This is a genomic window from Mesorhizobium sp. M6A.T.Ce.TU.002.03.1.1 (assembly GCF_003997275.1).
GTDB classification, from domain to species: domain Bacteria; phylum Pseudomonadota; class Alphaproteobacteria; order Rhizobiales; family Rhizobiaceae; genus Mesorhizobium; species Mesorhizobium mediterraneum.
On record NZ_RZTI01000033.1, the window covers coordinates 26842 to 49125 of the forward strand.

The window sequence follows — 22284 nt, forward strand, 5'->3', positions numbered from 1 at the left end:
TCTCGCGCGGCATCAACAAACCGTGAGAAGTGTAACGAAGTGTATCAGAACGCTTCGCCTGCGACAGCTTGCGATGAACTGACGGTCATCGGGACAAGGTTCTGCGACAGGTCCTGGCTAACTTGGCCTCGTCGCTAGCCGGGACTTCCGGTCTCTGCCGCCAGGCCATGCCGCGCGGCATCCGGACGGCGGTCCTCGCCAGCCTTTGATCGAAAGGATTGCACAATGGCCAGATTGATCGTCAACGGCACGCCACGTGACATCGAGGTCGATCCGGACACGCCGCTGCTATGGGTGATCCGCGAGCAGATCGGACTTACCGGAACGAAGTACGGTTGCGGGGTTGCCGCCTGCGGCGCCTGCACCGTCCATATAGACGGCGCCGCCACGCGCTCGTGCGTGCTTCCGGTGAGCGCGGTCGAGCCGGACCAGCAAATCACCACCATCGAGGGGCTTTCGCTGGACAGTTCGCATCCGGTCCAGCAGGCGTGGCTGGCGCTCGATGTGCCGCAATGCGGCTACTGCCAAGCCGGCATGATCATGGCTGTGGCGGGTCTGCTCACGCAGAATCCGAACCCCACGGACGAGGACATCAACGCCGAGATCACCAATATCTGCCGCTGCGGCACCTACAACCGGGTCCGCGCCGCGATCAAGCTGGCCGCCAATGGCGGCGAAGCCACGCAACGCGGCTGAGGAGAACAGTCATGAACGCCATAATTTCCATCTCCCGCCGCAGCTTCATCGTTGGCGTGGCCTCCACGGCTGGCGGCCTGTCCCTCGGGTTCAACGTGCCGTTCATCAAGCCTGCACTTGCCGAGGACGCCGAGACGGCGCCGGAGATCAATGCCTGGGTGGTGATCAGGCCCGACGACACGGTGGTCATCCGCATCGCCCGCTCTGAGATGGGGCAGGGGACGCTGACAGGCCTGGCGCAACTCGTCGCCGAGGAGCTGAATTGCGACTGGTCCAAGGTCACGACCGAATATCCGTCGCCGGCCCAGAATCTCGCGCGCGACCGCGTATGGGGCAATTTCTCGACCGGTGGCAGCCGCGGCATCCGCGAATCGCACGAATATGTGCGTATGGGTGGCGCCATTGCGCGTGAGATGCTGATTGCCGCTGCGGCCGCCGAATGGGGGGTGCCGGCCAGCGAATGCACCGCAAGGATGGGCATTGTCACGCATGCGGCATCGGATCGCGCCACCTTTTATGGACAGTTGGCCGCCGCCGCTGCGCGGATGACGCCGCCCGCCAATGTCACGCTGAAGGACCCGAAGGATTGGACCATAGCCGGCAAGCCGCTGCCGCGGCTTGATACGGCCGATAAGCTCAACGGCAGCCAGGTCTACGGCATTGACCTCAAGCTGCCGAACATGCTCAACGCGGCAATCCGGGCCTGCCCGTATTTCGGCGGCAAGGTGGAGAGCTTCGACGCGGCGGCGGTGGCTGAAATGCCCGGCGTGCGCACCGTCGTTCAGGTCGACGAGACCGCCGTTGCGGTTGTCGCCGACACGTGGTGGCGGGCGAAGACCGCTCTCGATGCCTTGCCGGTCGTCTGGGACGAAGGTCCCAACCGGCAGGTCACCAGCGCCTCGATCGCGGCGATGCTCGAAGAAGGCCTCGGCGCAAATGACGCCTTCATTGGCGCCGAGCAAGGTGACGCTGGAGCCGCCCTGTCCGCTGGCGGCCGAACGGTCACGGCGACTTATGCCTACCCCTATCAGAACCACGCAACCATGGAGCCGATGAACGCGACGGCGCTCTACACGCCGGAGCGCTGCGAGGTTTGGGTGCCGACCCAGAATGGCGAGGCGAGCCTTGCCGCAGCGGCCGAGGCCGCCGGTCTGCCGGTGCAGCAATGCGAGGTGCACAAGATCCATCTCGGCGGCGGCTTCGGCCGGCGCGGCAACTTCCAGGACTATGTGCGTCAAGCGGTCAGCATTGCCAAACAGGTGCCGGGAGCACCCGTAAAGCTCATCTGGTCGCGTGAAGAGGACATGCTGCACGGCGCCTATCATCCGACGACGCGGTGCCGACTGACGGGCGCGCTCGACGCGGACGGCAACCTGACCGCTCTGCACATGCGTATATCCGGCCAGTCGATCCTTGCGGCGGTGCGGCCGGAAGGCATGCAGAACGGCATGGACCCGGTCGTCTTCCAGGGCCTCGTCCTCAGTGGCACGGAAGGCACACTGGGCTACACGGTGGACAATCTGCGGATCGACCATGCCATGCGCAACCCGCCGATCCCGCCGGGCTTCTGGCGTGGCGTGAACCTCAACCAGAATGCGCTCTACGTCGAGTGTTTCATGGACGAACTCGCCCATGCGGCCGGCGTCGACCCGCTCGCCTTCCGCCGCAAGCTGATGGCCAAGCATCCGAAGCACCTCGCCGTGCTGGAGGCGGTTGCCGAACGGATCGGCTGGGACACCCCGCCAGCCGCCGGCGTTCACCGCGGCCTGGCGCAGATCATGGGTTTCGGCAGTTATGTCGCGGCGGCAGCGGAGGTTTCGGTCACCGACGGGCAGCTCAGGATCCATCGCATCGTGGCGGCCACCGATCCGGGTCATGTCGTCAATCCCGCACAAGTGGAGCGGCAGGTCGAGGGCTCCTTCGTCTATGGCCTTTCCGCCTGCATCTACGGCGAATGCACCGTCAATGGCGGCCGCATGGAACAGGAGAATTTCGACAGCTACGAGGTTATGCGCATGGCCGAAATGCCGGCGGTGGAGACGATCATCCTGCCGTCCGGCGGCTTCTGGGGCGGCGTCGGCGAGCCGACCATCGCGGTCGCCGCGCCGGCCGTCCTCAATGCGATCTTCGCCGCCACCGGAAAGCGCATCCGCACGCTGCCGCTGAAGAACCATGACCTCGCATGACATGATGCGCCCAAAGAACAGGCGCGGACGATCGTTCGCGCCCGCACTGCTTGCGGCACTGGTGGCAAGCGCGCCAGCATGGGCCGACGCGGCGCCCGGAGCGACGGCGTGCACCGGCTGTCACGGGCCGGCGGCGCTCGGCTCAGCCATCCCGTCGCTCGACGGCCACGCGGCCGACGACATCGTCGCCCAGATGCAAGCCTTCCGTTCTGGCGAGCGCGAGGCGACGGTCATGGACCGCATCGCCAGGGGATATACCGAGGAAGAGACGCGTGCCATCGCCGAATGGCTCGCCAAACCGGAGGCGGCACACGATGCCCAGCCGTAGAGCCTTGATTGGCGGCGCCGCGGCCAGCGTCGCTGCGGCGGTCCTTGCCGCGCCGCCTGTGCGCGCACAGGTGCAGCCCCAAGTGGTCGTGGTCGGCGGCGGCTTTGCCGGGGCAAGCTGCGCCCGGGCATTGAAACAACTCGATCGCGAGCTTGACGTGACGCTGATCGAGCCAGAGGGAGCCTATCTGGCCTGCCCGTTCAGCAATGCCGTGCTTGCAGGGCTGCGCGGCATCGAGGCGCAGACCTTCGGCTATGACCGGTTCGGCGACATCGGCCTCATCCGCAAGCGCGCTGTCGCCGTCGATGCCGAGCGCCGGCGCGTTCGGCTGGATGACGGAACTGACATCGGCTACGTCAGGCTGGTGCTGGCGCCTGGCGTCGACCTGCGCTTCGATGCTTTGCCGGGCTACGACGAGACGGCAGCGGAGATCATGCCGCATGCCTGGAAGGCGGGGCCGCAGACGTTGCTGCTGCGCGACCAGCTCGCGGCGATGCCGGACGGTGGGGTGGTCATTCTCTCCGCGCCAGCCAATCCGTTCCGCTGCCCGCCCGGTCCCTACGAGCGAGCAAGCCTGATCGCGCATTACCTCAAGACCAGCAAGCCACGCTCGAAGCTGATCATCCTCGACGCCAAGGACGCCTTTTCGAAGCAGCGGCTGTTCGAAGCCGCCTGGCGAGAGCTCTATCCCGGCCTGATTGAATGGGTGCCGCTGTCCTCGGGCGGCAGGGTGACGGAAGTCGACCCGGCGACAAGGACGCTGGTGACCGAGTTCGGCAGCCACAAGGCCGATATCGCCAACGTGATCCCACCACAACGTGCGGGCAGGATCGCGCAGTCGGCCGGTGTCGCGGATCAGACGGGCTGGTGCCCGATCGACCCGGTCACCTTCGAGTCCCGCCTGCAGCCAGCGATCCACGTCATCGGCGACGCGGCGATCGGTGGGGCGATGCCGAAATCCGCCTTCAGCGCCAACGCCCAGGCAAAAGCCTGCGCTGCGGCGGTCGCCGCGCTGGTCAGGGAGCGGCAGCCGCCGCAGCCGAAGCTCATCAACACCTGCTACAGCCTGGTCGCGCCCGGCTACGGCATTTCAATCGCAGGCGTCTACAAGCCGCGCGACGGCCTGCTTGCCGAGGTGGAGGGTGCGGGCGGCACAAGCCCGCTCGAAGCGCCGTCCTCCGTCCGCGAACTGGAAGCGGCCTATGCGGAGGACTGGTTCCGGACGATCACCAGCGAAGTGTTCGGATGATGAGGATGGCTTGCCTCGCTGTTGCGGGATTGCTGCTTGCGGCCTCGCCCGGTGTCGGCGAGGAGGCGGGATCTTACGTCGTGACCGGCGACGCGATCATGGAGCCTCTGGTCGGCGGCAAGGGTGATCCGGCGCGCGGCGCCGCGCTGATCTCGGACCGGCAGCGCAGCCTCTGCACGCTCTGCCACAGCGGGCCGTTCCCCGATGCGCATCTGCATGGCACGCTGGCGCCCGACCTGACCGGCGTCGGGGCAAGACTTTCGGAAGGCCAGATCCGGCTGCGCGTGGTCGACATGAAGCGGCTCGCGCCGAATACGATCATGCCTTCCTACTACCGGATCGCGGAAGAGGAAGGCCGGCGCGTCGCCACTGCCTGGCGCAGCAAGCCGATCCTGACCGGCGCCGACATCGAGGATATCGTCGCCTATCTCACGACGCTGAAGGGGTGATTATGCGCGAAGACCCGCTTCGAGTTCACGGAGGCTTGGTCGGACGGCGGCAGTTTCTTCGGGCCGGCATGACCGGCCTTCTGGTGATCAGCCTGCCGCGCTGGGCCGTTGCCCGTCCGAGCCTCGATGAAGCGATCCGTACCTTCACCGGGGGAGCCGACGTTCTCGACGGCCGCGTCCGGCTCGACCTGCCGCCTTTGGTCGAAAACGGCAATGCGGTCGGGATCACGGTCGCCACCGAGAGCCCGATGACCGCGGACGATCATGTCCGGCGCATCGCGGTCTTCAACGAGAAGAACCCGGAGGCGAATGTCGCGGTTTTCCGTCTCGGGCCGCGCTCGGGCCGCGCCACCGTCTCGACGAGGATCCGGCTCGCGACCTCCCAGGTGGTAGTCGCGGTCGCTGAGATGAGCGACGGCAGCTTCTGGTCAAGCCGTGCAAGCGCGATCGTCACGCTGGCCGCCTGTATCGAGGATCTCTCATAATGGCGCGCGCACTCGTCAACGTGCCGAAAGCGGCCAGGCAGGGCGAGGTCGTCGAGATCCGAGCGATGATCGCGCATCCGATGGAGACCGGCTACCGTGTCGGCCCGAACGGCATCAACATCCCACGCGACATCATCCGCCGTTTTGCCTGTGCCTACAACGGCGAGGAGGTGTTTTCGGCCGATCTCTTTCCAGCGGTATCGGCCAATCCGTTCATCGCCTTCACGCTCGTCGCCACGACGAGCGGCACGATCGACTTCACCTGGACGGACGATGCCGGGAAGAGCCAAACGGCGTCGGCCGAAATCACGGTGAGCTGATGCGCGCCCTCTGGGGCCTGGTGGGGATCATCGCGGCGGTCGTCTGCAGCATGGCCATCGCTGCCGGCATCGAAGGCAGCGCGAGGCGGTCCGGCTTCGACTTCATGACGCCGGAGACGCAGGCGCTGCAGGCCGACGACATGAGCAACCCCGGCATGCTGTGGGTGCTGCAGGGCGAGCAGCTCTGGCAACAGGCCGAGGGCAGGGCGGATGTCGCATGCGCCGGCTGCCATGGCGATGCCAGTCAGACGATGCGCGGCGTTGCCACGCGCTACCCGGCCTTTGACGAGGCGACGGCACGGCCGATCGACCTTGCCGGGCGCATCAATTCCTGCCGCGCGGAGCGGCAGCAGGCCGAGCCGCTGGCGCCGGAATCTGACGCGTTGCTCGCCCTGACGACCTATGTGGCGCATCAGTCGCGCGGTATGCCAATCACGCCGGCGACCGACGCCCGGCTGGCGCCGTTTCGCGACAACGGCCGGCGTCTGTTCCAGAGCCGTATCGGCCAGCTCGATCTTTCCTGCGCCTCCTGCCACGACGACAATTGGGGCAAACGGCTCGGCGGCAGTGCCATGCCGCAGGCGCATCCGACCGGCTATCCGCTCTACCGGCTGGAGTGGCAGATGGTCGGTTCGCTGCAGCGGCGCCTGCGCAACTGCATGATCGGGGTCAGGGCGGAGCCCTTCGCCTTCGGCGCACCGGAACTCGTTGACCTTGAGCTCCATCTGATGGAGCGGGCCCGTGGCTTGCGGGTCGAGACGCCGGCGGTCCGGCCGTGATGCCGGCCTGCGGGCCGCTCTTCACCTGTCGCCGACGGACAGTTGATCGCAACGCGGCGCGCGGGTCTGGCAGGCCTTGCCAACCTCGCACATGTCATCGATATGGAGCTTGATGAGTTCACCGAAGGTTTGGCGAAAAGCGCAGTATCGTGGCGCACGCTCGTGTGTACTTGACACAAGCTAACGATTTAAAGTTAAACAAAAACGATGACGTATCAAGCACATAGACTGGCTATTGCGCCGATGATGGATTGGACGGACATCGCGAAAAGCAACGTCTATTCAGCAACTTAAGGGGCGTCACCTCCTCGAAGTTGTACTGCTGTCGTACTCGTCAGCAGCGCTTGGGCACAAAATGGGTCGCGTTTCAGAGTTGCGTGATTAGTGCAGGATTTGTGAACTTCAGGGTGTGAGTTTTCGAGCCGGAATGCTGGTGCAGGGGCGCCTAAGTATCTCCCGTTTCCGCTTACGCCCACAGGGTCTTCCTTGCCTACGTGCGCTCGCTGCCGCCTACCAGAATGACCGACACCCCAAGCGGTCCGTTTGGGAAGATAGGGTTGACAAGAAAGTGCGATGTCCGCTCAGGGGCCGGCAGCAGACTGGCTGCTTCTTGCTTCCAGAAGGCGAGTAGCGGACATTCAAGCCAATGGCCAATGTCGGGCCGGCCCTGCGGACCAGACGCTGGTCGGTTAGCGATCACAACCCGCCCTACGCACACCACCGTTCGCTGGGCGAGGCTTACACATGAGTATTTTCATCGCCCTCAAGTTTCTGCCGCAGCATCGTCATCACGCTGCGGGCCGCTTCGATGTCTTTTACGGCAAGCCCTTCCGCGAGCGCCTCGACCCGCGGCGTGTACAAGCGAATGGCCGCATCATAGGTCTGCCGTCCCTTGTCGGTCAGCGTCACGAGTTGCGCACGGCGATGATGCGGGTTTGGCTCGAATGCCACCAACCCTTCCTTGGTCAGATCGTTGACGATGCGCTGAACGTTCTGGCGATTGGCGCCGAGATCGCGCGCAAGCCAGGCGACCGGCTGTGGCCGTTCCGCCGCCACGACGGCCCCCAGGATCTGCCAACGGGCACTCGTCAGCCCTAGAGGCGCCACGAGCCGGTCGCCCCAGGCAAGGGTCAGGTTGTTCACCCGGAACATCGTCAGAATGAGATCGGTCAAGGCATCTCCGGCTGAGGTGCGCTGTGGTTTGTTCATTTGTCACCATATGATGCTATTGACATGATGATGTCAATTCATTATGTGTCGATGGTACCCAGTCGACATAATGATGTCAAATCGCCGCTTCGGTGGCAATTCACCTTCAGGAGACCTTCATGCCCACCATGCGCCCCCTCGATCCTGCCTTTCCCATCGACCGTCAGATCGGAATCGATGCCAAGGCCATCGTGCTCATCAATCTGTTCACGCTCGATCCGGCCGACGAAGCGGTGTTTCTTCAAGCGTGGGAGGACGATGCGTCCTTCATGAAGACCCAGCCGGGCCTCATTTCCATCCAGCTCCACCGCGCCATCGGCGAAAACCCGACCTACCTGAACTACGCAGTCTGGGAATCGACGGCCGCCTTCCGGGCCGCGTTCACGCATCCCGAATTCAGAGCGAAACTGGGAGCCTATCCGTCGTCGGAGGTTGCCTCTCCGCACTTGTTCCAGAAGGTGGCGGTGCCCGGCATCTGCGTCGCATAAACGCGACGCCTGCAGCCCGAAGTCATCACAATCGAAATCAAGCCAAGAGGAGAGAGTCCGATGCGACTCCTGTTCAACATACTCGCCGTCACGGGTTCGGCCATGTTCGCCGGAGTCATGCTGACTATTGGTGTGACGCTCGGCGGCTACTGGAAGAGCCTCCCCGCAGCCGAGTTCCTCGACTGGTTCAGCCAGAACAACGGGTTCATTTCCGGGGCGATTCCTATTGTCGTCGTTCCGACCCTCGTCGGCCTGATCGGCTCCCTCTGGCTCGGCTGGGGCGACGTTGGGCCGCGTATGCTCTGGATCGGATCGGCCGCCTGCATCGCGGGCGTCCTGGCGCTCACAATGATCTGGTTCGTGCCAACCAACGCTCAGTTCGCGGCCAAAGCCCTGCCCCTCGACCAGGTTCCTGACCGGCTCAACACCTGGATCATGATTCACTACGTCCGCATCGGGCTTGCCGCCGCCGCCTCGGTGCTGGGCGTGCTCGCCATCAGCCGGTGAAGACACAGAAACCATGACCAAGCTCATTCATCCCGTCGCAGGCACGATCGCGCTCCTAACGATCCTGACCTTCTGGTTCTCGACCGTGCTCGCTGAACTATTCGCCTCCGACGGCACCATCATCGCCGTCAAGACGGCCATACCATGGGGCTTCCTGCTGCTGGTCCCTGCCATCGCTGCAGCAGGCGGCTCGGGCCTTGCCCTTTCCGGCGGACGGCGGGCCGGTGTTGTCGGCGCGAAGCTCAGGCGCATGCCGGTGATTGCGGCAAACGGCATCCTGGTGCTTATCCCCTCCGCGTTGTTCCTCGCGGCCAAGGCGCACGCGGCAGAATTCGACACCATGTTCTACGCTGTGCAAACGCTCGAGATGATCGCGGGGGCGACGAACATCGCGCTGCTCAGTCTCAACATGCGCGACGGTCTCAAGCTATCAGGCAGGCTCAATCGCCAGAGCGTTACGCATGAAGTGCAATTGGTTGGTCGCGACATGGTTGCCGACGGCACCATGGCGTTTCGCTTCGCCAAGCCGGCCGGTTTCCGTCATCTGGCCGGCCAGTCGATATCGCTCACGCTGCTCAACCCGTCCGAGACGGACAGCAAGGGTAGCTCCCGCCACCTCACGCTGGCCAGCGGGCCAGAGGAGCCGGAGTTGATGGTCGCAACGCGCCTCCGCGATACGGCATTCAAGCGTTCCCTGGCGTCGCTCCCCATGGGCGGCGCGGTGCGCATGACTGATCCAAATGGCGACTTGACCCTGCACGACGATCCGATGCGACCGGCGGTGTTCCTTGCTGGCGGCATCGGCATCACGCCGTTTCTGGCCATGGCTCGCTATGCCGCCGCGGCAAGGCTGCCCCACCGCATCACGCTATTTTATTCGAACCGCCGGCCGGAGAACGCAGCCTTTCTCGGGGAACTGCAATGGCTGCAGAAGACCAACCCTAACTTCAACGTTGTCGCCACGATGACAGCGGCGAGTGAAGTGGCTCAACCCTGGGATGGGCAGACTGGAGCGATCAATGCCGCGTTGATGCGGCGGCATCTGCCCGACATGCTCGCGCCTATCTACTACCTTGCGGGATCGCCGGCGATGGTCGGAGCCATGCACGAGATGCTCAGCGGGTTGGGCGTCAACGATGAGGATGTACGCAGCGAGGAGCTCTCCGGCTACTAACGGCGCGGAAGGAGACTTACAGCTCGGTCTCCGGTGACCGCTTTCGGGATGTGGCAGACACTAGCCCAATGGCCGACATCGGGCGCGAAGCGGACGCTTCCTCAGCGCTACATCTGCATTTTCCAACCGCTCATCTGGGAAAACTCCCTCTGGGCCACCGGTCTGCGCTTATCAAGGTAGTCTGCCAAATCCTGCAAATGGATACCCATGGCACATTTCTGATTTGTTTCTATTCGCATGAGCGGCAAGGCGATGTCGCCTGAACTGAGTTTGCGGAGAAAGTTCGGGAGCGTCAGGTGCGAAAAGAAATCGCGCCGGACCTGATCCAGCGGAATGATGGCCTTACCATTGTATTGGGCCATGAGCAGAAAAGCGGTGTTGAATGACATTGATGGTTATGCTTTGAAAATTAGAATGAAATGAGTCACATCTCACAGAGGCCGGCGTCGCGAAAAGCAACGTATACAGCTTAGTGGAACCAGTTCCTCTAAGTTGTACTGTCGTTGTACTCGTCCGGCGCGTTTGGGCGAAAACCGGGCGCATTACGGGGAAGGGGGCACAATGGCGGATAATGCCTTCCACCAATCCCGGAGGCATTCCGATGAACAAGTTTGAACTGGAATTCTTTGGCGTCAGTCTCAAGGCGCACGGCTGCAGTTTGCGTGATGCTCTGTCGTAGAATCCGTCTGCCAACTAAACACTGATCGACGGCCATACGAGGCCGATGCGGCGCGTTCGCTAGCGACGAATGCATGGAAAGACGGATTATCCGAGGTTCGCTCCAGCCGGCGTGCCTGATCATCCAGCCGTCGAAAGGCGGCCAACTCCTCTTTGCGTCCGAGCACAACCGAGATAGTTGTCGTTATCCACTATCTCCGCTACGCTCGTGCTGACGTCGTTTGCTTGCAGCCGCCGACCTGGTGCGAAGGGAGTGCCGACATGGCGAACAGCACGAAGGGTGCCCAACGCGGCGGCGAGCCTCTGCTGGCTGTCGAACGATTGACGGTGAGCCTGCCGAGCAACATGGAGCGAGCGTTCGCGGTCGAAGACGTATCGTTTAAACTGCACGCTGGCGAGATTCTTTGCATTATCGGCGAATCCGGTTCCGGCAAGTCGGTGACGGCGAACGCGGTGATGGGACTATTGCCCTCGACCATCCGCGTCACGTCGGGCAAGATCCTGTTCAAGGGCCAGGAGATCACCGGCGCCAACGAAACGACGCTGCGCGGGCTTCGCGGCCGCGCGGTATCGATCATCTTCCAGGATCCGCTCTCCGCGCTCAATCCTTTGATGACGGTCGGCGCCCAGATTGTCGAGGTCATGCGCGCGCACAATGTCGGCGACCGCGACGGCCGCGCGCTCCGGGTGCTGGAATTGCTGGAAGAGGTTGGCCTGCCCGAACCGCCGCTGATGCAACACCAATATCCGTTCCGCCTTTCCGGCGGACAGCGACAGCGCGTGATGATCGCGATGGCGCTGGCGCTCGATCCCGATGTGCTGATTGCCGACGAGCCGACAACGGCATTGGATGTGACGACGCAGGCGCAGATCCTCGAATTGATCCGCAAGATCCAACGACGCAAGGGCATGAGCGTGATGTTCATCACCCATGATTTCGGCGTCGTCTCCGAGATCGCCGACCGCGTCGTCGTCATGGAGAAGGGCAAGCTGGTCGAACAGGGCCTGACCGCCGACGTGCTCAACCGTCCCAGTCATCCCTATACGCAACGGTTGATTGCGGCCGTGCCGCGCGTGCGCTCGCTAGAGCGCGAGAAACACGCGGCACAGCCGGTGGTGATCGAGGTAGACAAGCTCAACAAAATCTATGGCGGGCAGGGAAGTTTCTTCACCAAGGCGCGCATCGTGCATGCGGTCAACGATGTCAGCTTCTCGATCCGCAAAGGCCAGACGCTGGGCATCGTCGGCGAATCCGGCTCCGGAAAGTCGTCGCTAGGAAGGGTCCTGCTCAAGCTCGCGGAGCCCGACAGCGGACGCATTATGTTCGACGGACGTGACATCGCGGCAATGTCGGCCGCCGCGTTCCGCCCGATGCGTCCGTTGATCCAGATGATATTCCAGGATCCGTTCGCCTCGCTCAACCCGCGCCACACCGTGGGCCGGATCCTGACTGTCGGTCCCGTCGCGCATGGCATGGCGGCGGCGGAGGCGCGCAGCAAGGCGCTGCGCCTCCTCGGGACGGTGCGGCTCGACCGCGGCGCCTATGACCGCTTTCCGCACGAATTTTCCGGCGGGCAGCGGCAGCGCATCGGCATCGCGCGCGCCCTGATGTTCGACCCGTTGCTGCTGGTGGCCGACGAGGCGGTCTCGGCGCTCGACGTCTCCATCCAGGCGCAGATCGTGCAGCTGCTCACCGAGATCCAGCGCGACACCAATGTGGCGATGATGTTCATCACCCACGATCTGCGCATCGCGAGCCAGATCTGCGACGAAATCGCGGTCATGTATAAGGGCCGCGTGGTCGAGTCCGGAACCCCGGTACAGGTATTCCGCGATCCCCAGAACGACTACACCAAACGGCTCGTGGCGGCCATTCCTGGCGCGGACTGGGAGAGCGCAGCCTGAGGCCAGCGGCATCGCAAAAGGAGCCGACTACAGGATCTTTCCGCTTAGCCGCGAAATATAGTTGCAAATGTCCACTATCTGGCATTTGATTACGTTCTAACTTGGAAATGTCCTGACGACCGGTTCCTGCCGGGTTGGGGAGCGTCTGTTGCGCTCCGCGATCGGCGAAGCCGTGGAAGCGGAGCGGAAGTACGCGTGAACGCACGGTCGAAAACGCCGCCGACGTCGATCACCGAAGTCACGCTGGACGTGCTCGAGGACACGCTGAGCTTTTATATCCGCACCATGAACATCGCGGTGTCGCGCGACCTCGATGACAAGCTCGAAGGCCTCGACGTGGCCAAGGGCACCGGCAAGATCACCACATTGCTGCTGGTCGACAGCCATCCCGGCATCCGTCCCTCGATCATTGCCCAACTGATCCTGCGCGATCGCTCCGCCACCGGCCGGCTGATGGAGCAGATGGAAGATCATGGCCTGATCACGCGGCGGCAGTCCTCGACCGACAGCCGCGCGCAGGAACTCTACATCACCGAGAAGGGCGCCGCGCTCGCCGCACGAATCCGCCCGCTGGTGACGGAACAGTCCAGGGACTTCTTCAAATTCATCTCCGCGGAGGAACAGCAGCAGCTGATGGACATCCTCAAGCGCGCCTATCGGCGTATCGTGGGCCTGCCGTGACACGGAACCGGGTCGCGCTGGTCTCCGGAGCGAGCCGCGGCATCGGCGCGGCGACAGCGCGGGAGCTCGCACGGCAGGGCTGGCGGCTCTCGCTCGGCATGCGCGACCCCCGGCTGCCCGAATGGGCCGATCCCGCCTCGGTCCACATCCATGCCTACGACGCTGCCGGCGCCGACCTCGAGACCGGATGGGTGACGGCGGCGACGGCACGTTTCGGGCGGATCGACGCCATTGTCGCTAGTGCGGGCATTTGCAGCACCAGTACGGTCATCGAGGCCGATGACGACGAACTGAACCGGCTTCTCGAGATCCATTGCAAGGCGCCGCGCCGGCTGGCCAAGGCGGCGTGGAACGCGCTTACGGCGAGCGGGCGCGGCAGGGTGATCATCCTCGGCTCGCTTTCGGGCAAAAGGGTCAAGCACGCGGGCTCCGGCCTCTATTCGATGACGAAATTCGCGGCTGTTGCGCTTGCCCATGGCATTCGCCACGCCGGCTTCGATGTCGGCATCCGTGCCACCGCGGTCTGTCCTGGCCTGGTCGACACCGACATGGCCCGCGCGCTCGAGGCGCGCGCCCCGGCTGACATGACCGACCCGGCCGATCTTGCTCGCATCATCGCCATGCTCGTCGATCTGCCCAATGAAGCGAGCGTCGCCGAGTTCACCCTGAATTGCCAACTGGAAGAATTCTACTGACATGCCAGGTCCCTATGTCGTTCCCGTTCATGGCGATGCCGAATTGCCCGAAAAAGTCGACGTTGTCGTTATCGGTGGTGGCATCATCGGCAGTTCGACCGCGCTTGAACTCGCCGAGCGTGGCCTGAGCGTGGCGCTGTGCGAGAAGGGTGGCATTGGCCACGAGCAGTCGAGCCGCAATTGGGGATGGGTGCGCATTTCGCGGCGCGATCCGCGTGAGGTGCCGCTGATGGCGGAAGCGTTGCGTCTTTGGAGCAACCTCGACAAGCGCGTCGAAGCGCATACCGGGTACACGCGCGCCGGCATCATCTTCACCTGCGAAACGGATCGCGATTTTGCCGAACACGAGCGCTGGAACCGCAACCTCGAACCGTACCAACTGGAATCGCGCATGCTGAGCGGCGCCGAATTCAAGGCGATGTTTCCCGACTCGCGGTTAGACATCAAAGGCGCGCTCTATACACCGGTCGACGGCCGCGCCGAGCCGCAGAAGGCAGCTCCGGCGATAGCCGAGGCGGCACGGCGCAATGGCGCGACGGTGCTGACCGAATGCGCGGTGCGCGGCATCGAAACCAGTGCCGGCAAGGTTTCAGGCGTGGTCACGGAACGCGGGCCGATCGCCTGCGCCGCGGTGGTGCTGGCCGGCGGGGCCTGGTCGAGCCTGTTCTCCGGCAATCACGGTCTGCGCCTGCCGCAGCTCAAGGTGATGAATTCGGTGATCCGCACCAAGCCTCTCGAAGGCGGGCCGGATCAGGCGATCTGGGCGAAAAGCTTCGCGGTTCGCAAGCGCAGGGATGGCGGCTATACCATCGCTTCCGGGCACGAGAACGTCGTCGACATCGTGCCGAAGAGTTTCCGCTTCGCCGCCGACTTCATACCCGCCCTGCGCGCCGAATGGCACTCGCTGCGGTTTCGGCTCGGCGGCCGCTTCTTCGATGAAGCGCGGATCCCCAGCCGCTGGTCGCTCGATGAGGCAAGCCCCTTCGAATACAACCGCGTGCTCGACCCCCAGCCGTCCAAGAAACTTTCCGATGCTGCGCTGGTCGAACTCACCCAGGCTTTCCCGGCGTTCGCAAAGGCTGAGATCGCGCAGCGCTGGGCCGGCTACATCGACGTCACCCCGGACGCCGTCCCGGTGATCTCGGCCATCGACAGCACTCCAGGCTTCCACATCGCAACCGGCTTTTCCGGTCACGGTTTCGGCATCGGCCCGGCTGCCGGCAGGCTCATGGCCGACATCGTCACCAACCGCACGCCCATCGTCGACCCCGGCGCTTTCCGCTTTTCGCGCTTCAGCGACGGATCGAAGATCGAGCTGATCACCGGATTCTAGTTGAACCAGGCCGCTCCGGCAGAAGGGCGGATTGATAATGAGCAACGCAACCGCGTAACTACAGAGGAGAATGACATGGCCACCGACAAGACCACATTGTTTCCGGAAATTAGCCGGCGCAAAGCACTCGGCCTGATGGCCGCCACCGGCGCCAGCCTCGCTGTGCCGGCGCTCATCGGTCGCGGCTCCGCGCTGGCGGCCGCACCCGACAAGCCGACGGGCCAGCTCATCGTCGGGTTCTCGCAGGAGCCGACGGTGTTCAATCCGCACCTGCTGCATATCGAAGTCGACGAGGGCGTACATTTCGCCATTTTCGATCCGCTGTTCAACGTCGACCCGGATGGCAAGTTCACGCCTGCCCTGGCGGCCGAGGTGCCGACTGTCGAAAATGGCGGTATTTCCGCCGACGGCCTCAACTGGAAGATCAAGCTACGCGACGGCGTCAAATGGCACGACGGGCAACCGTTCACCGCCGAGGACGTCAAGTTCACGCTGGACCTGATGGTCGAGCCCGATTTCCGCAGCTGGCGCCGCGCCGGCCACGACCTCGTGCGTGACATCAAGGTCGTCTCGCCGACCGAGATCACCTGGCGGATGGAAAAGACCTACGCGCCCTATCCTTCGATCCTCGCATCGACCTTCATCGTTCCAAAGCATGCGCTTGGCGAGGCGGCTGACAAGAACACCGCGCCCTTCAACAATGCGCCGATCGGTACCGGCGCGTTCAAATGGGGCAAGCGGGTAGCGGGCGATCACATCGAGCTCCTCGCCAACGCAGACTACTTTGGTGAGGGTCCCTATCTGGAGCGCGTCATCATCAAGTACATCCCGGACCTCAATGTGCTCTACACGCAGTTCAAGTCCGGCGACATCGACATCACCGGCCTGCAGTGGATCACGCCGGACCACTATGAAGAAGCCAAGGGCCTCGCCGATCGCGAGGTCCAACTCGTCGCGGGCAGCACCGTTGAAAGCTTCACGCTCAACATGGGCAAGCCGCAATTCAAGGATCCCGCGGTGCGCTCGGCGCTCTACCACGCGATCGACAAGCAAGCGATCATCGACGCGCTCTATTACGGTCTGCCCACGCCAACCGAAACCTACATGCCGCAGCAGTCGTTCTACTACAATCCGGATCTGCCCAAGCACGAGTTCAGCCTGGAGAAGGCCAAGGCGGTGCTGGATGGAGCCGGCTGGCTCGCCGGCGGCGACGGCGTGCGGGCGAAGGACGGGGTCAAGCTCGCCTTCACCTGCTCGACCACGGCGGGCAACCACATCCGTGAGCAAGCGCAGCAGTTCATACAGCAGTCGTTCAAGGACATCGGAGTCGAGATGACCATCTCGAACCTGCCGCCGGCAGTCATGTGGGGCGACTATTGGATGACGTCGCAGTTCGACAGCGTCATCGTCGGCATCGACTTCCTGACCGGCCCCGATCCCGACACCTCGGATTACTTCGCATCGACGTCGAGTGTGGCGACGGGCGGCGCCGGGCAGAACACCTGGCAATACCACAGCCCCGAGGTCGACAAGCTGCTGCAGGAAGGCGGGAACTCTCTGGTGCCCGACGAGCGCAAGGCCTCCTACCTGAAGCTGCAGGAAGTGGTGCGCAATGATCTGCCGCTGCTGCCTCTGTTCCAGTACACCACGGTGCGTGGGCGCAAGAAGGGACTGACGGGCTTCACCCCCAACGTCAACAACCGCATCGACACCTGGAACATCGGCACCTGGTACTGGGAAGCCTGACGCCAACCAAGCCAGATCGGGCGGCTGCGCCCGACCTGGCCCCAATATCGGGCGATCACCATGCTACGCTATATCGTCGGGCGGATCGGGCAAAGCCTGCTGCTGCTGTTCCTCGTGTCGATCATCGGCTACTTCGTGCTGCTGCTTGCCCCGGGTGGGCCGATGTCGCAATTCGCCCTGACGCCCGGCATCAGCAAGCAGGATCTCGACCGCATCGCCGAGCAGATGGGGCTCAACCGTCCAATCATCGTGCAATATGCCGATTGGCTGTGGCATCTGCTGCAAGGTGACTGGGGCGCATCCTTCCGCGACAATCGACCCGTCCTGACGGTGATCCTCGATCATCTGCCGGCGACGCTGCTGCTCATGGGAAGCGCAACGGCGATCGCCATGACGCTCGGCGTATGGATCGGCATCATGGGCGCGATCCGGCGCTATTCCATCTTCGACTACGCCGCGACTGTCGGCGCCATGATTGCGCTGTCGGTGCCTACCTTCTGGTTCGGCCTCATTGCCATCTACGTCTTCTCGCTCAATCTCGGCTGGTTTCCGGCCGGCAACATGTACACGATCGGCAGCGGGTCCGTGGGGGACGTGCTCTGGCACCTCGTGTTGCCGGCATCGGTGCTCGCGCTGGTCGATGTCGCGATCTGGAGCCGCTACATGCGCACCGCGACGCTGGACGTGATCAATCAGGATTTCATCAAGACCGCGCGGGCCAAGGGCCTGTCGCCGCGGCGCGTGCTGTTCAAACACGTCGTAGGCAATGCCCTGCTTCCGATGATCACGCTAGCGGGGCTGCAGGTGCCGGCGCTGCTTGGTGGGGCTCTCGTCACCGAGACCGTGTTTACCTGGCCTGGCATGGGCCGGCTGTTTCTGGACAGCCTCGGCTACAACGACTATCCGGTCGTAATGGGGCTGCTGATGTTCTCGGCCGTGCTGGTGCTGATCGGCAATCTGCTGGCCGATCTAATCAGCGCCTTCGTCGACCCGCGCATCCGGCTGGCGTGAGGATACCGATGATGTCCACCGTCACCCCAGCCAACCTCGACCTGCCTCCCGAGAATTGGTGGCGCAGCCGCACCGCGCGCCGCTTCCGCCGCCATCGGCTGGCGATGTTCGGCGTCGTCATGATCGCGGTGCTGACCATCGCCTGCGTGCTCGGACCCTACCTGCTGCCCTATGACCAGCTCTTTATCGACCTGCGCGCCCGCTTCGCGCCGCCAATGACCGGCGGACATATTTTCGGGACTGACCCGCTTGGCCGCGATGTGGCCGCCCGCCTGTTCCATGCCGGGCGCATCTCCTTGCTGGTCGGGTTCTGCGCCATGCTCATCAGCATCGTCATCGGCACGGTCATCGGCGTCTTGTCCGGCTACTATGGCGGCCGCGTCGACGCCGCGCTGATGCGCTTCACCGACGCCTTCCTCTCATTTCCGAGCATCTTCCTGCTGCTGGCACTCGCGGCCTTCATCCGACCCGACCCGCTGATGATCACCGTCATCATCGCGGTGACGACCTGGATGGAGGTGGCGCGGATCGTTTCGACGGAAGTGCGCTCGTTGCGCGAACGCGACTTCATTCTTGCCGCCCACATGCTCGGCCTCTCCAACCGCTGGATCATGTTCCGCGAACTATTGCCCAACGCCATCGGCCCGATCATCGTCGCTGCGACGCTGACGGTGGCCCGGGCAATCCTGCTCGAAGCCTATGTCAGCTTCCTTGGCTACGGCATCCAGCCGCCGCTGCCGAGCTGGGGCAACATGCTGAATGGCGCCCAGCAATATCTGGGCAGTGCGCCGTGGCTGGCGATCGTTCCCGGCATCGCCATCACGCTCGCGGTCACCAGCTTCAATTTTATCGGGGACGGCCTGCGCGACGCGCTCGATGCCCGCAGCGATCTCAGTTGAGGGGGACGCAGGTGGCGAATTTCTCGCCGTTCGATGCGACGCTTTGGTACGCCACGGCAGGTGAAGCACCATCGACGCGTCCGCTGGACGAGACGGTTCAGGCCGATGTCTGCGTCGTTGGCGCGGGCTACACCGGCATGACCACGGCGCTCGAACTCGCCCGCGCCGGCATCAAGGTTGTGATCCTCGAAGCCGAGCAGGCCGGTTTCGGCGGCTCCGGACGCAATGCCGGCCACTGCACGCCGACCTTTATCCATTTCAGCCTGCCGCAATTGCGCAAGCTTATCGGCGAACCCTGGGCCGAACGGCTGATCCAGCGCCAGACCCGGGCCGCCGATCGTGTCGCCGACATGATCGAGCGCTACCAGATACAGTGCGAATGGGTGCGCAACGGGTTCGTCCAGGCTGCCGCCTATCCATCGGCCGTCGAGACACTCAGGCGCAAGGCGGACGACTACAACGCCGTCGGGGCCCGTACCCGCTTCGTCGATCGCGCCGAAATGGAGGCGATCACGGGCAGCGGGCGCTTTCACGGCGGCTGGGTGCATGAAGAGGCTGGCCATCTTAATCCCCTCGGTTATGCGCGTGGACTGGCCCGCGCGGTCATCCAGGAGGGCGGACGCCTGCATACCGGCTCAGCGGTCACCGAGGTCAAGCCGGAGGCCGGCAAATGGCGCGTCGTCACGGCCAAGGGCGGCGTGCTGGCCGATAAGGTGATCTTCGCGACCGGCGCATATACGGTGGGCGGCTGGCCCAAGCTCGACCAGAGTTTCCGCATCATGCGCGTGTTCGTGGCAGCGACGCAGCCGCTGTCGCAGGAGGAGCGCCGCACGGTGCTGCCGCGCAATACGTCGATCCATGACGGGCGCGGCGACATCTTCGTCTACAAGTACAATGCGGAAGGCCGCATCGTGGCATCCATGTTCCCGATGGGGCGGCGCGGCCGCGATCTCGACTATACGCGCCAGGTGATGACCGATCGCCTGAAATGGCTGCACCCGCAGATCCGTACCGAACTGCGCTGGAAGTACCTCTGGTTTGGCGAGCTCGACATGCAGCAACGCACAATTCCGCGACTTTACGGGCTGGCGCCGGGCGTGGTGGCGCTGACCGGCCTGTCGGGCCGCGGCGTGCCTACTGGGTCGATGCTCGGCGGCATCCTCTCCGAATGGGCGCTTGGCGTGCCGGAAAGGGATCTGTCCCTTAAGGTCGAGCCCCTGCATTACGCGCCGTTCTATATGAGCTTCGCCCCGCAGCTCAGCCTGCGTTATCACCGTGCGCTGGACTGGGTGCGGACCCGGCGTGACGGCGCGACACTGCCCCCGCACGCATGAATTCGCAGTCTCGATGGAGCGAGAAAACAGAACTCGTGCGAACGTGACTGCCGTGGCGCAGCCCCTAGATGAGATGCGTGATATTCGTTGCGTGAGGGTACTTTTCGAGGCCAATCGCTTTAGTCACCTCTGGGTGCTTGCAGCCTCATCAACGCCGCTGTTCAAGCGCCAGCCTTGACGCCGCGCCCTCCCGAGCGGGTTCGTTCAGTGGCGCAACTACGATGTCCAGGGTGGTCGCCGGCAACGTCTCCTATCGGGCAAAAGGAAAGACCCCCTCAAACGGCTGACATGCGGCGCAAACGTGCCGCTTCGCCTGCTCGTTTGCATCGTGCTGAGGCTACAGCCGCACTCGGTTCCAACCACTCATCTGGGAAAACTCCCTCTGGGCCACCTGTCTGCGCTTATCGAGTTAGTCTGCCAAATCCTGAATGGACACCCTTGGAACATTTCTGACTTGTTTCTATTCGCATGAGCGGCAGGGCAATGTCGCCTGAACTGAGCTTGCGAAGAAATTTCGGGAGCGTCAGGTGCGAAAAGAAATCGCGACGGACCTCATCGAGCGGAATGATTGCCTTACCATTGTATTGTGCCATGAGCAGAAAAGTGGTGTTGAGTGACATTGATGGTTAGGCTTTGAGAAATAGAATAAAATGAGTCACATACCATAGAGGCCGGCAATGTCAGTCTGTCCAATCTCAGTGTGGTTTAAAAACATCAGATAAATGATTGAAATATAAGAAATTTGCCGTTGCACCGATGATGGATGGGGCAGAGAGTTAAATAAAATCAGCTACTTACAAGATAGCGTGTGCAAAAATAGCGCACGAAAGTTCTGCTTCTCTTCTTTTTTCGTTCCCACGAGGGACCCGCCGACAGCCCTTTTCGGGCGCACTGCTGCCGAAGGCTTTGACCTTCGCCAACGCGAATGTCCGCCGTGATATCCGTCCCTGTTTATCGCCGCGGTATTGGGCTGCGGCGCATCTCCCGGCGAAGTTTCGAAGGAACAATGAAACTAAGTAACGGCGAATCCTAGGCCATATCGATCTGAGCGGATCGTACTTGCATCGAGCGGGACACCTTCCGCTGCCCCCTTGGCTCGATTGCTTCTGCTTTGGAAACTGCCGCCCTAGCTGGTCGCTTGGGGCGGCGCTTCATTTTTGCCAGCCGGCTAGCTCTGGCAGATCGTCAAGCCAGCTTTTCTCTGGCATCGACGCCTCGCCGGCCAGCGGCGCAGCCTCGGAGGCGTTGTGAATGAGCCAGTCCATCCACTTTCGATAAGCGGACGGTGCCAACTCGGGCGGCAGCACCTTGGCCTTGGCCAGCATGCGTTTGCGGAAACTGACTTGCCTGCGCAGTTTGATTGACGTGAACTTGATTGCTTTGCCTTGGTATTCGACCGTCCAGCGCCCATCCCCGTGGCCGGTGAGCCTGTCGATGGCGAAATCAATATCGACCGGACTATCCCGCCAGGGAAGCTCGATGGCGTTCTTTCTCAGATCGAGTGCCCATCGCCTGTAGCCGGCCCCGGAACGCTGGGGCGGCAGCACACCTGCCTGTTCGAGTATCTTCCTGCGGAAGGTAGGCTGCTTCTTGATCTGGCCAGTCGTAAGCTCCATGCGATGCCCACGAAATTCGACGTGCCAGCGGATCCTGCCATTGCCGACATACTTCACCAGCCTGTCGATGACGAACTCGTCCTCGAAAAGCATCACGCATCCCTGCCTGATGCTTTCGAGGATGAACTGGCTATCGGTGGGCATGACGCGGCCTCGTGCAGGACCTCTCAGAAGCTTAGAGATGCAAAAAATTAAGGGACGCTTTAGAAATCATCTGCTTCCTTTCGTAGATCCTCGGGCAATGGGGTTTTGGCGGACACTGACGTGCATGCGCCAAGCACCCGGGGCCGCGGCGGGAAGGCCCGGAGCATGAAAGCATCGGCCCTCTGCCATTGTCAGCTTGCTGCCGCCGATCGCGTGAAGACGATGGTGACCTTCGTCCCTTCGCCGGGGCTCGAGGCGACGTTGAACTGTGCCTTGGCGTTCTCGGTCAGCGAGCGCGCGATCAGCGCGCCGAGCTTGCCGGGCTTGGGCCATGTCTCCCCTTCCGGCAGGCCGATTCCGTCGTCCGCAACT

General features: G+C 63.2%; 22 protein-coding genes and 3 pseudogenes. 19 read left to right on the plus strand and 6 right to left on the minus strand.

The annotated features are described in order from the left end of the window. The first annotated feature begins 225 nt into the window (after positions 1-225). The 8 genes from EOC93_RS13040 to soxA are packed head-to-tail and all read left to right on the plus strand — an operon-like array spanning position 226 to position 6492. Complete coding sequence (locus EOC93_RS13040) at positions 226-696, plus strand: (2Fe-2S)-binding protein (protein WP_127204802.1); 471 nt, start codon at positions 226-228, stop codon at positions 694-696. An 11-nt stretch (positions 697-707) separates the two neighbouring features. Then, positions 708-2882, plus strand: a complete 2175-nt coding sequence (locus tag EOC93_RS13045) for a molybdopterin cofactor-binding domain-containing protein (protein ID WP_127204803.1) — start codon at positions 708-710, stop codon at positions 2880-2882. After that, complete coding sequence (locus EOC93_RS13050) at positions 2869-3210, plus strand: c-type cytochrome (RefSeq protein WP_245461451.1); 342 nt, start codon at positions 2869-2871, stop codon at positions 3208-3210. Before EOC93_RS13045 ends, EOC93_RS13050 begins: the two co-directional genes overlap by 14 nt. Next, entirely contained in the window at positions 3197-4459 is a 1263-nt protein-coding gene (locus EOC93_RS13055; RefSeq protein WP_206532232.1) for an NAD(P)/FAD-dependent oxidoreductase, read from the plus strand. The genes EOC93_RS13050 and EOC93_RS13055 overlap by 14 nt, the downstream gene beginning before the upstream one ends. A 5-nt stretch (positions 4460-4464) precedes the next feature. Continuing rightward, entirely contained in the window at positions 4465-4908 is a 444-nt protein-coding gene (gene soxX, locus EOC93_RS13060) for a sulfur oxidation c-type cytochrome SoxX (RefSeq protein WP_127204804.1), read from the plus strand. Positions 4909-4910: 2 nt separating this feature from the next. Next, entirely contained in the window at positions 4911-5393 is a 483-nt protein-coding gene (locus EOC93_RS13065) for a SoxY-related AACIE arm protein (protein ID WP_127204805.1), read from the plus strand. Next, on the plus strand, positions 5393-5713 hold the full coding sequence (gene soxZ, locus EOC93_RS13070; RefSeq protein ID WP_127204806.1) for a thiosulfate oxidation carrier complex protein SoxZ: 321 nt from the start codon (positions 5393-5395) through the stop codon (positions 5711-5713). The genes EOC93_RS13065 and soxZ overlap by 1 nt, the downstream gene beginning before the upstream one ends. Continuing rightward, positions 5713-6492 (plus strand): sulfur oxidation c-type cytochrome SoxA, encoded by a 780-nt coding sequence (soxA, locus tag EOC93_RS13075; RefSeq protein ID WP_127204807.1) that lies wholly within the window; start codon positions 5713-5715, stop codon positions 6490-6492. The genes soxZ and soxA overlap by 1 nt, the downstream gene beginning before the upstream one ends. A 738-nt stretch (positions 6493-7230) precedes the next feature. Here soxA and EOC93_RS13080 read toward each other — a convergent pair. Continuing rightward, positions 7231-7701, minus strand: coding sequence for a MarR family winged helix-turn-helix transcriptional regulator (locus EOC93_RS13080; RefSeq protein ID WP_127204808.1), 471 nt, complete (start codon positions 7699-7701; stop codon positions 7231-7233). A gap of 119 nt (positions 7702-7820) precedes the next feature. Here EOC93_RS13080 and EOC93_RS13085 point away from each other — a divergent pair, with 119 nt between their 5' ends. From EOC93_RS13085 to EOC93_RS35565, 3 genes are read left to right on the plus strand one after another with little or no spacing between them, the layout of a single operon-like run. Next, a complete protein-coding gene (locus EOC93_RS13085) occupies positions 7821-8189 on the plus strand; it encodes an antibiotic biosynthesis monooxygenase family protein (protein ID WP_095485157.1) in 369 nt (122 codons plus the stop codon). 60 nt (positions 8190-8249) lie between these two features. Continuing rightward, positions 8250-8696: a DUF1772 domain-containing protein gene (locus tag EOC93_RS13090; protein WP_095485156.1), complete on the plus strand. Its 447-nt coding sequence runs from the start codon at positions 8250-8252 to the stop codon at positions 8694-8696. A 13-nt stretch (positions 8697-8709) separates the two neighbouring features. Next, positions 8710-9870: an FAD-dependent oxidoreductase gene (locus EOC93_RS35565; RefSeq protein ID WP_127204809.1), complete on the plus strand. Its 1161-nt coding sequence runs from the start codon at positions 8710-8712 to the stop codon at positions 9868-9870. Between the two features lie 107 nt (positions 9871-9977). Here EOC93_RS35565 and EOC93_RS13100 read toward each other — a convergent pair whose 3' ends face one another. Together EOC93_RS13100 and EOC93_RS34800 are read right to left on the minus strand one after the other, a co-directional pair. Next, positions 9978-10259, minus strand: a complete 282-nt coding sequence (locus EOC93_RS13100) for a pyocin activator PrtN family protein (RefSeq protein WP_095485154.1) — start codon at positions 10257-10259, stop codon at positions 9978-9980. Positions 10260-10508: 249 nt separating this feature from the next. Next, positions 10509-10712 (minus strand): annotated as a pseudogene (locus tag EOC93_RS34800) (hypothetical protein); the annotation flags it as partial. 97 nt (positions 10713-10809) lie between these two features. Between EOC93_RS34800 and EOC93_RS13105 the strand changes: the two are divergent. The 8 genes from EOC93_RS13105 (at position 10810) to EOC93_RS13140 (ending at position 20152) form a co-directional block, all read left to right on the plus strand. Continuing rightward, the gene (locus EOC93_RS13105; RefSeq protein ID WP_127204810.1) at positions 10810-12453 is read left to right on the plus strand and encodes an ABC transporter ATP-binding protein; all 1644 of its coding nucleotides are present in this window, start codon (positions 10810-10812) and stop codon (positions 12451-12453) included. Between the two features lie 195 nt (positions 12454-12648). Continuing rightward, positions 12649-13134 (plus strand): MarR family transcriptional regulator, encoded by a 486-nt coding sequence (locus EOC93_RS13110; RefSeq protein ID WP_095485153.1) that lies wholly within the window; start codon positions 12649-12651, stop codon positions 13132-13134. After that, entirely contained in the window at positions 13131-13829 is a 699-nt protein-coding gene (locus tag EOC93_RS13115) for an SDR family NAD(P)-dependent oxidoreductase (RefSeq protein WP_127204811.1), read from the plus strand. The genes EOC93_RS13110 and EOC93_RS13115 overlap by 4 nt, the downstream gene beginning before the upstream one ends. A gap of 1 nt (position 13830) precedes the next feature. Then, positions 13831-15162, plus strand: a complete 1332-nt coding sequence (locus EOC93_RS13120) for an FAD-binding oxidoreductase (protein WP_095485151.1) — start codon at positions 13831-13833, stop codon at positions 15160-15162. A 75-nt stretch (positions 15163-15237) separates the two neighbouring features. Beyond that, on the plus strand, positions 15238-16908 hold the full coding sequence (locus EOC93_RS13125; RefSeq protein WP_127204812.1) for a peptide ABC transporter substrate-binding protein: 1671 nt from the start codon (positions 15238-15240) through the stop codon (positions 16906-16908). A 60-nt stretch (positions 16909-16968) separates the two neighbouring features. Continuing rightward, positions 16969-17919: an ABC transporter permease gene (locus EOC93_RS13130; RefSeq protein ID WP_095485149.1), complete on the plus strand. Its 951-nt coding sequence runs from the start codon at positions 16969-16971 to the stop codon at positions 17917-17919. 11 nt (positions 17920-17930) lie between these two features. After that, entirely contained in the window at positions 17931-18818 is an 888-nt protein-coding gene (locus EOC93_RS13135) for an ABC transporter permease (protein WP_095485545.1), read from the plus strand. Between the two features lie 11 nt (positions 18819-18829). Continuing rightward, positions 18830-20152: an FAD-binding oxidoreductase gene (locus EOC93_RS13140; protein ID WP_095485148.1), complete on the plus strand. Its 1323-nt coding sequence runs from the start codon at positions 18830-18832 to the stop codon at positions 20150-20152. Positions 20153-20561: 409 nt separating this feature from the next. Here the strand turns inward: EOC93_RS13140 and EOC93_RS13145 are convergent. From EOC93_RS13145 to EOC93_RS13155, 3 genes and pseudogenes are all read right to left on the minus strand, one after another. Then, a pseudogene (locus EOC93_RS13145) lies at positions 20562-20772 on the minus strand (pyocin activator PrtN family protein). A gap of 531 nt (positions 20773-21303) precedes the next feature. Further along, positions 21304-21861: a hypothetical protein gene (locus EOC93_RS13150; RefSeq protein ID WP_245461453.1), complete on the minus strand. Its 558-nt coding sequence runs from the start codon at positions 21859-21861 to the stop codon at positions 21304-21306. Positions 21862-22103: 242 nt separating this feature from the next. Continuing rightward, a pseudogene (locus tag EOC93_RS13155) lies at positions 22104-22284 on the minus strand (histidine kinase); the annotation flags it as partial.

Excerpts from the sequence above, each read along its gene's own strand:
- EOC93_RS13040 (WP_127204802.1), top strand. The coding sequence starts at position 226 with ATGGCCAGATTGATCGTCAACGGCACGCCACGTGACATCGAGGTCGAT.
- EOC93_RS13045 (WP_127204803.1), top strand. The coding sequence starts at position 708 with ATGAACGCCATAATTTCCATCTCCCGCCGCAGCTTCATCGTTGGCGTG.
- EOC93_RS13050 (WP_245461451.1), top strand. The coding sequence starts at position 2,869 with ATGACCTCGCATGACATGATGCGCCCAAAGAACAGGCGCGGACGATCG.
- EOC93_RS13055 (WP_206532232.1), top strand. The coding sequence starts at position 3,197 with ATGCCCAGCCGTAGAGCCTTGATTGGCGGCGCCGCGGCCAGCGTCGCT.
- soxX (WP_127204804.1), top strand. The coding sequence starts at position 4,465 with ATGGCTTGCCTCGCTGTTGCGGGATTGCTGCTTGCGGCCTCGCCCGGT.
- EOC93_RS13065 (WP_127204805.1), top strand. The coding sequence starts at position 4,911 with ATGCGCGAAGACCCGCTTCGAGTTCACGGAGGCTTGGTCGGACGGCGG.
- soxZ (WP_127204806.1), top strand. The coding sequence starts at position 5,393 with ATGGCGCGCGCACTCGTCAACGTGCCGAAAGCGGCCAGGCAGGGCGAG.
- soxA (WP_127204807.1), top strand. The coding sequence starts at position 5,713 with ATGCGCGCCCTCTGGGGCCTGGTGGGGATCATCGCGGCGGTCGTCTGC.
- EOC93_RS13080 (WP_127204808.1), bottom strand. The coding sequence starts at position 7,701 with ATGAACAAACCACAGCGCACCTCAGCCGGAGATGCCTTGACCGATCTC.
- EOC93_RS13085 (WP_095485157.1), top strand. The coding sequence starts at position 7,821 with ATGCCCACCATGCGCCCCCTCGATCCTGCCTTTCCCATCGACCGTCAG.
- EOC93_RS13090 (WP_095485156.1), top strand. The coding sequence starts at position 8,250 with ATGCGACTCCTGTTCAACATACTCGCCGTCACGGGTTCGGCCATGTTC.
- EOC93_RS35565 (WP_127204809.1), top strand. The coding sequence starts at position 8,710 with ATGACCAAGCTCATTCATCCCGTCGCAGGCACGATCGCGCTCCTAACG.
- EOC93_RS13100 (WP_095485154.1), bottom strand. The coding sequence starts at position 10,259 with ATGTCATTCAACACCGCTTTTCTGCTCATGGCCCAATACAATGGTAAG.
- EOC93_RS13105 (WP_127204810.1), top strand. The coding sequence starts at position 10,810 with ATGGCGAACAGCACGAAGGGTGCCCAACGCGGCGGCGAGCCTCTGCTG.
- EOC93_RS13120 (WP_095485151.1), top strand. The coding sequence starts at position 13,831 with ATGCCAGGTCCCTATGTCGTTCCCGTTCATGGCGATGCCGAATTGCCC.
- EOC93_RS13125 (WP_127204812.1), top strand. The coding sequence starts at position 15,238 with ATGGCCACCGACAAGACCACATTGTTTCCGGAAATTAGCCGGCGCAAA.
- EOC93_RS13130 (WP_095485149.1), top strand. The coding sequence starts at position 16,969 with ATGCTACGCTATATCGTCGGGCGGATCGGGCAAAGCCTGCTGCTGCTG.
- EOC93_RS13135 (WP_095485545.1), top strand. The coding sequence starts at position 17,931 with ATGTCCACCGTCACCCCAGCCAACCTCGACCTGCCTCCCGAGAATTGG.
- EOC93_RS13150 (WP_245461453.1), bottom strand. The coding sequence starts at position 21,861 with ATGCTTTTCGAGGACGAGTTCGTCATCGACAGGCTGGTGAAGTATGTC.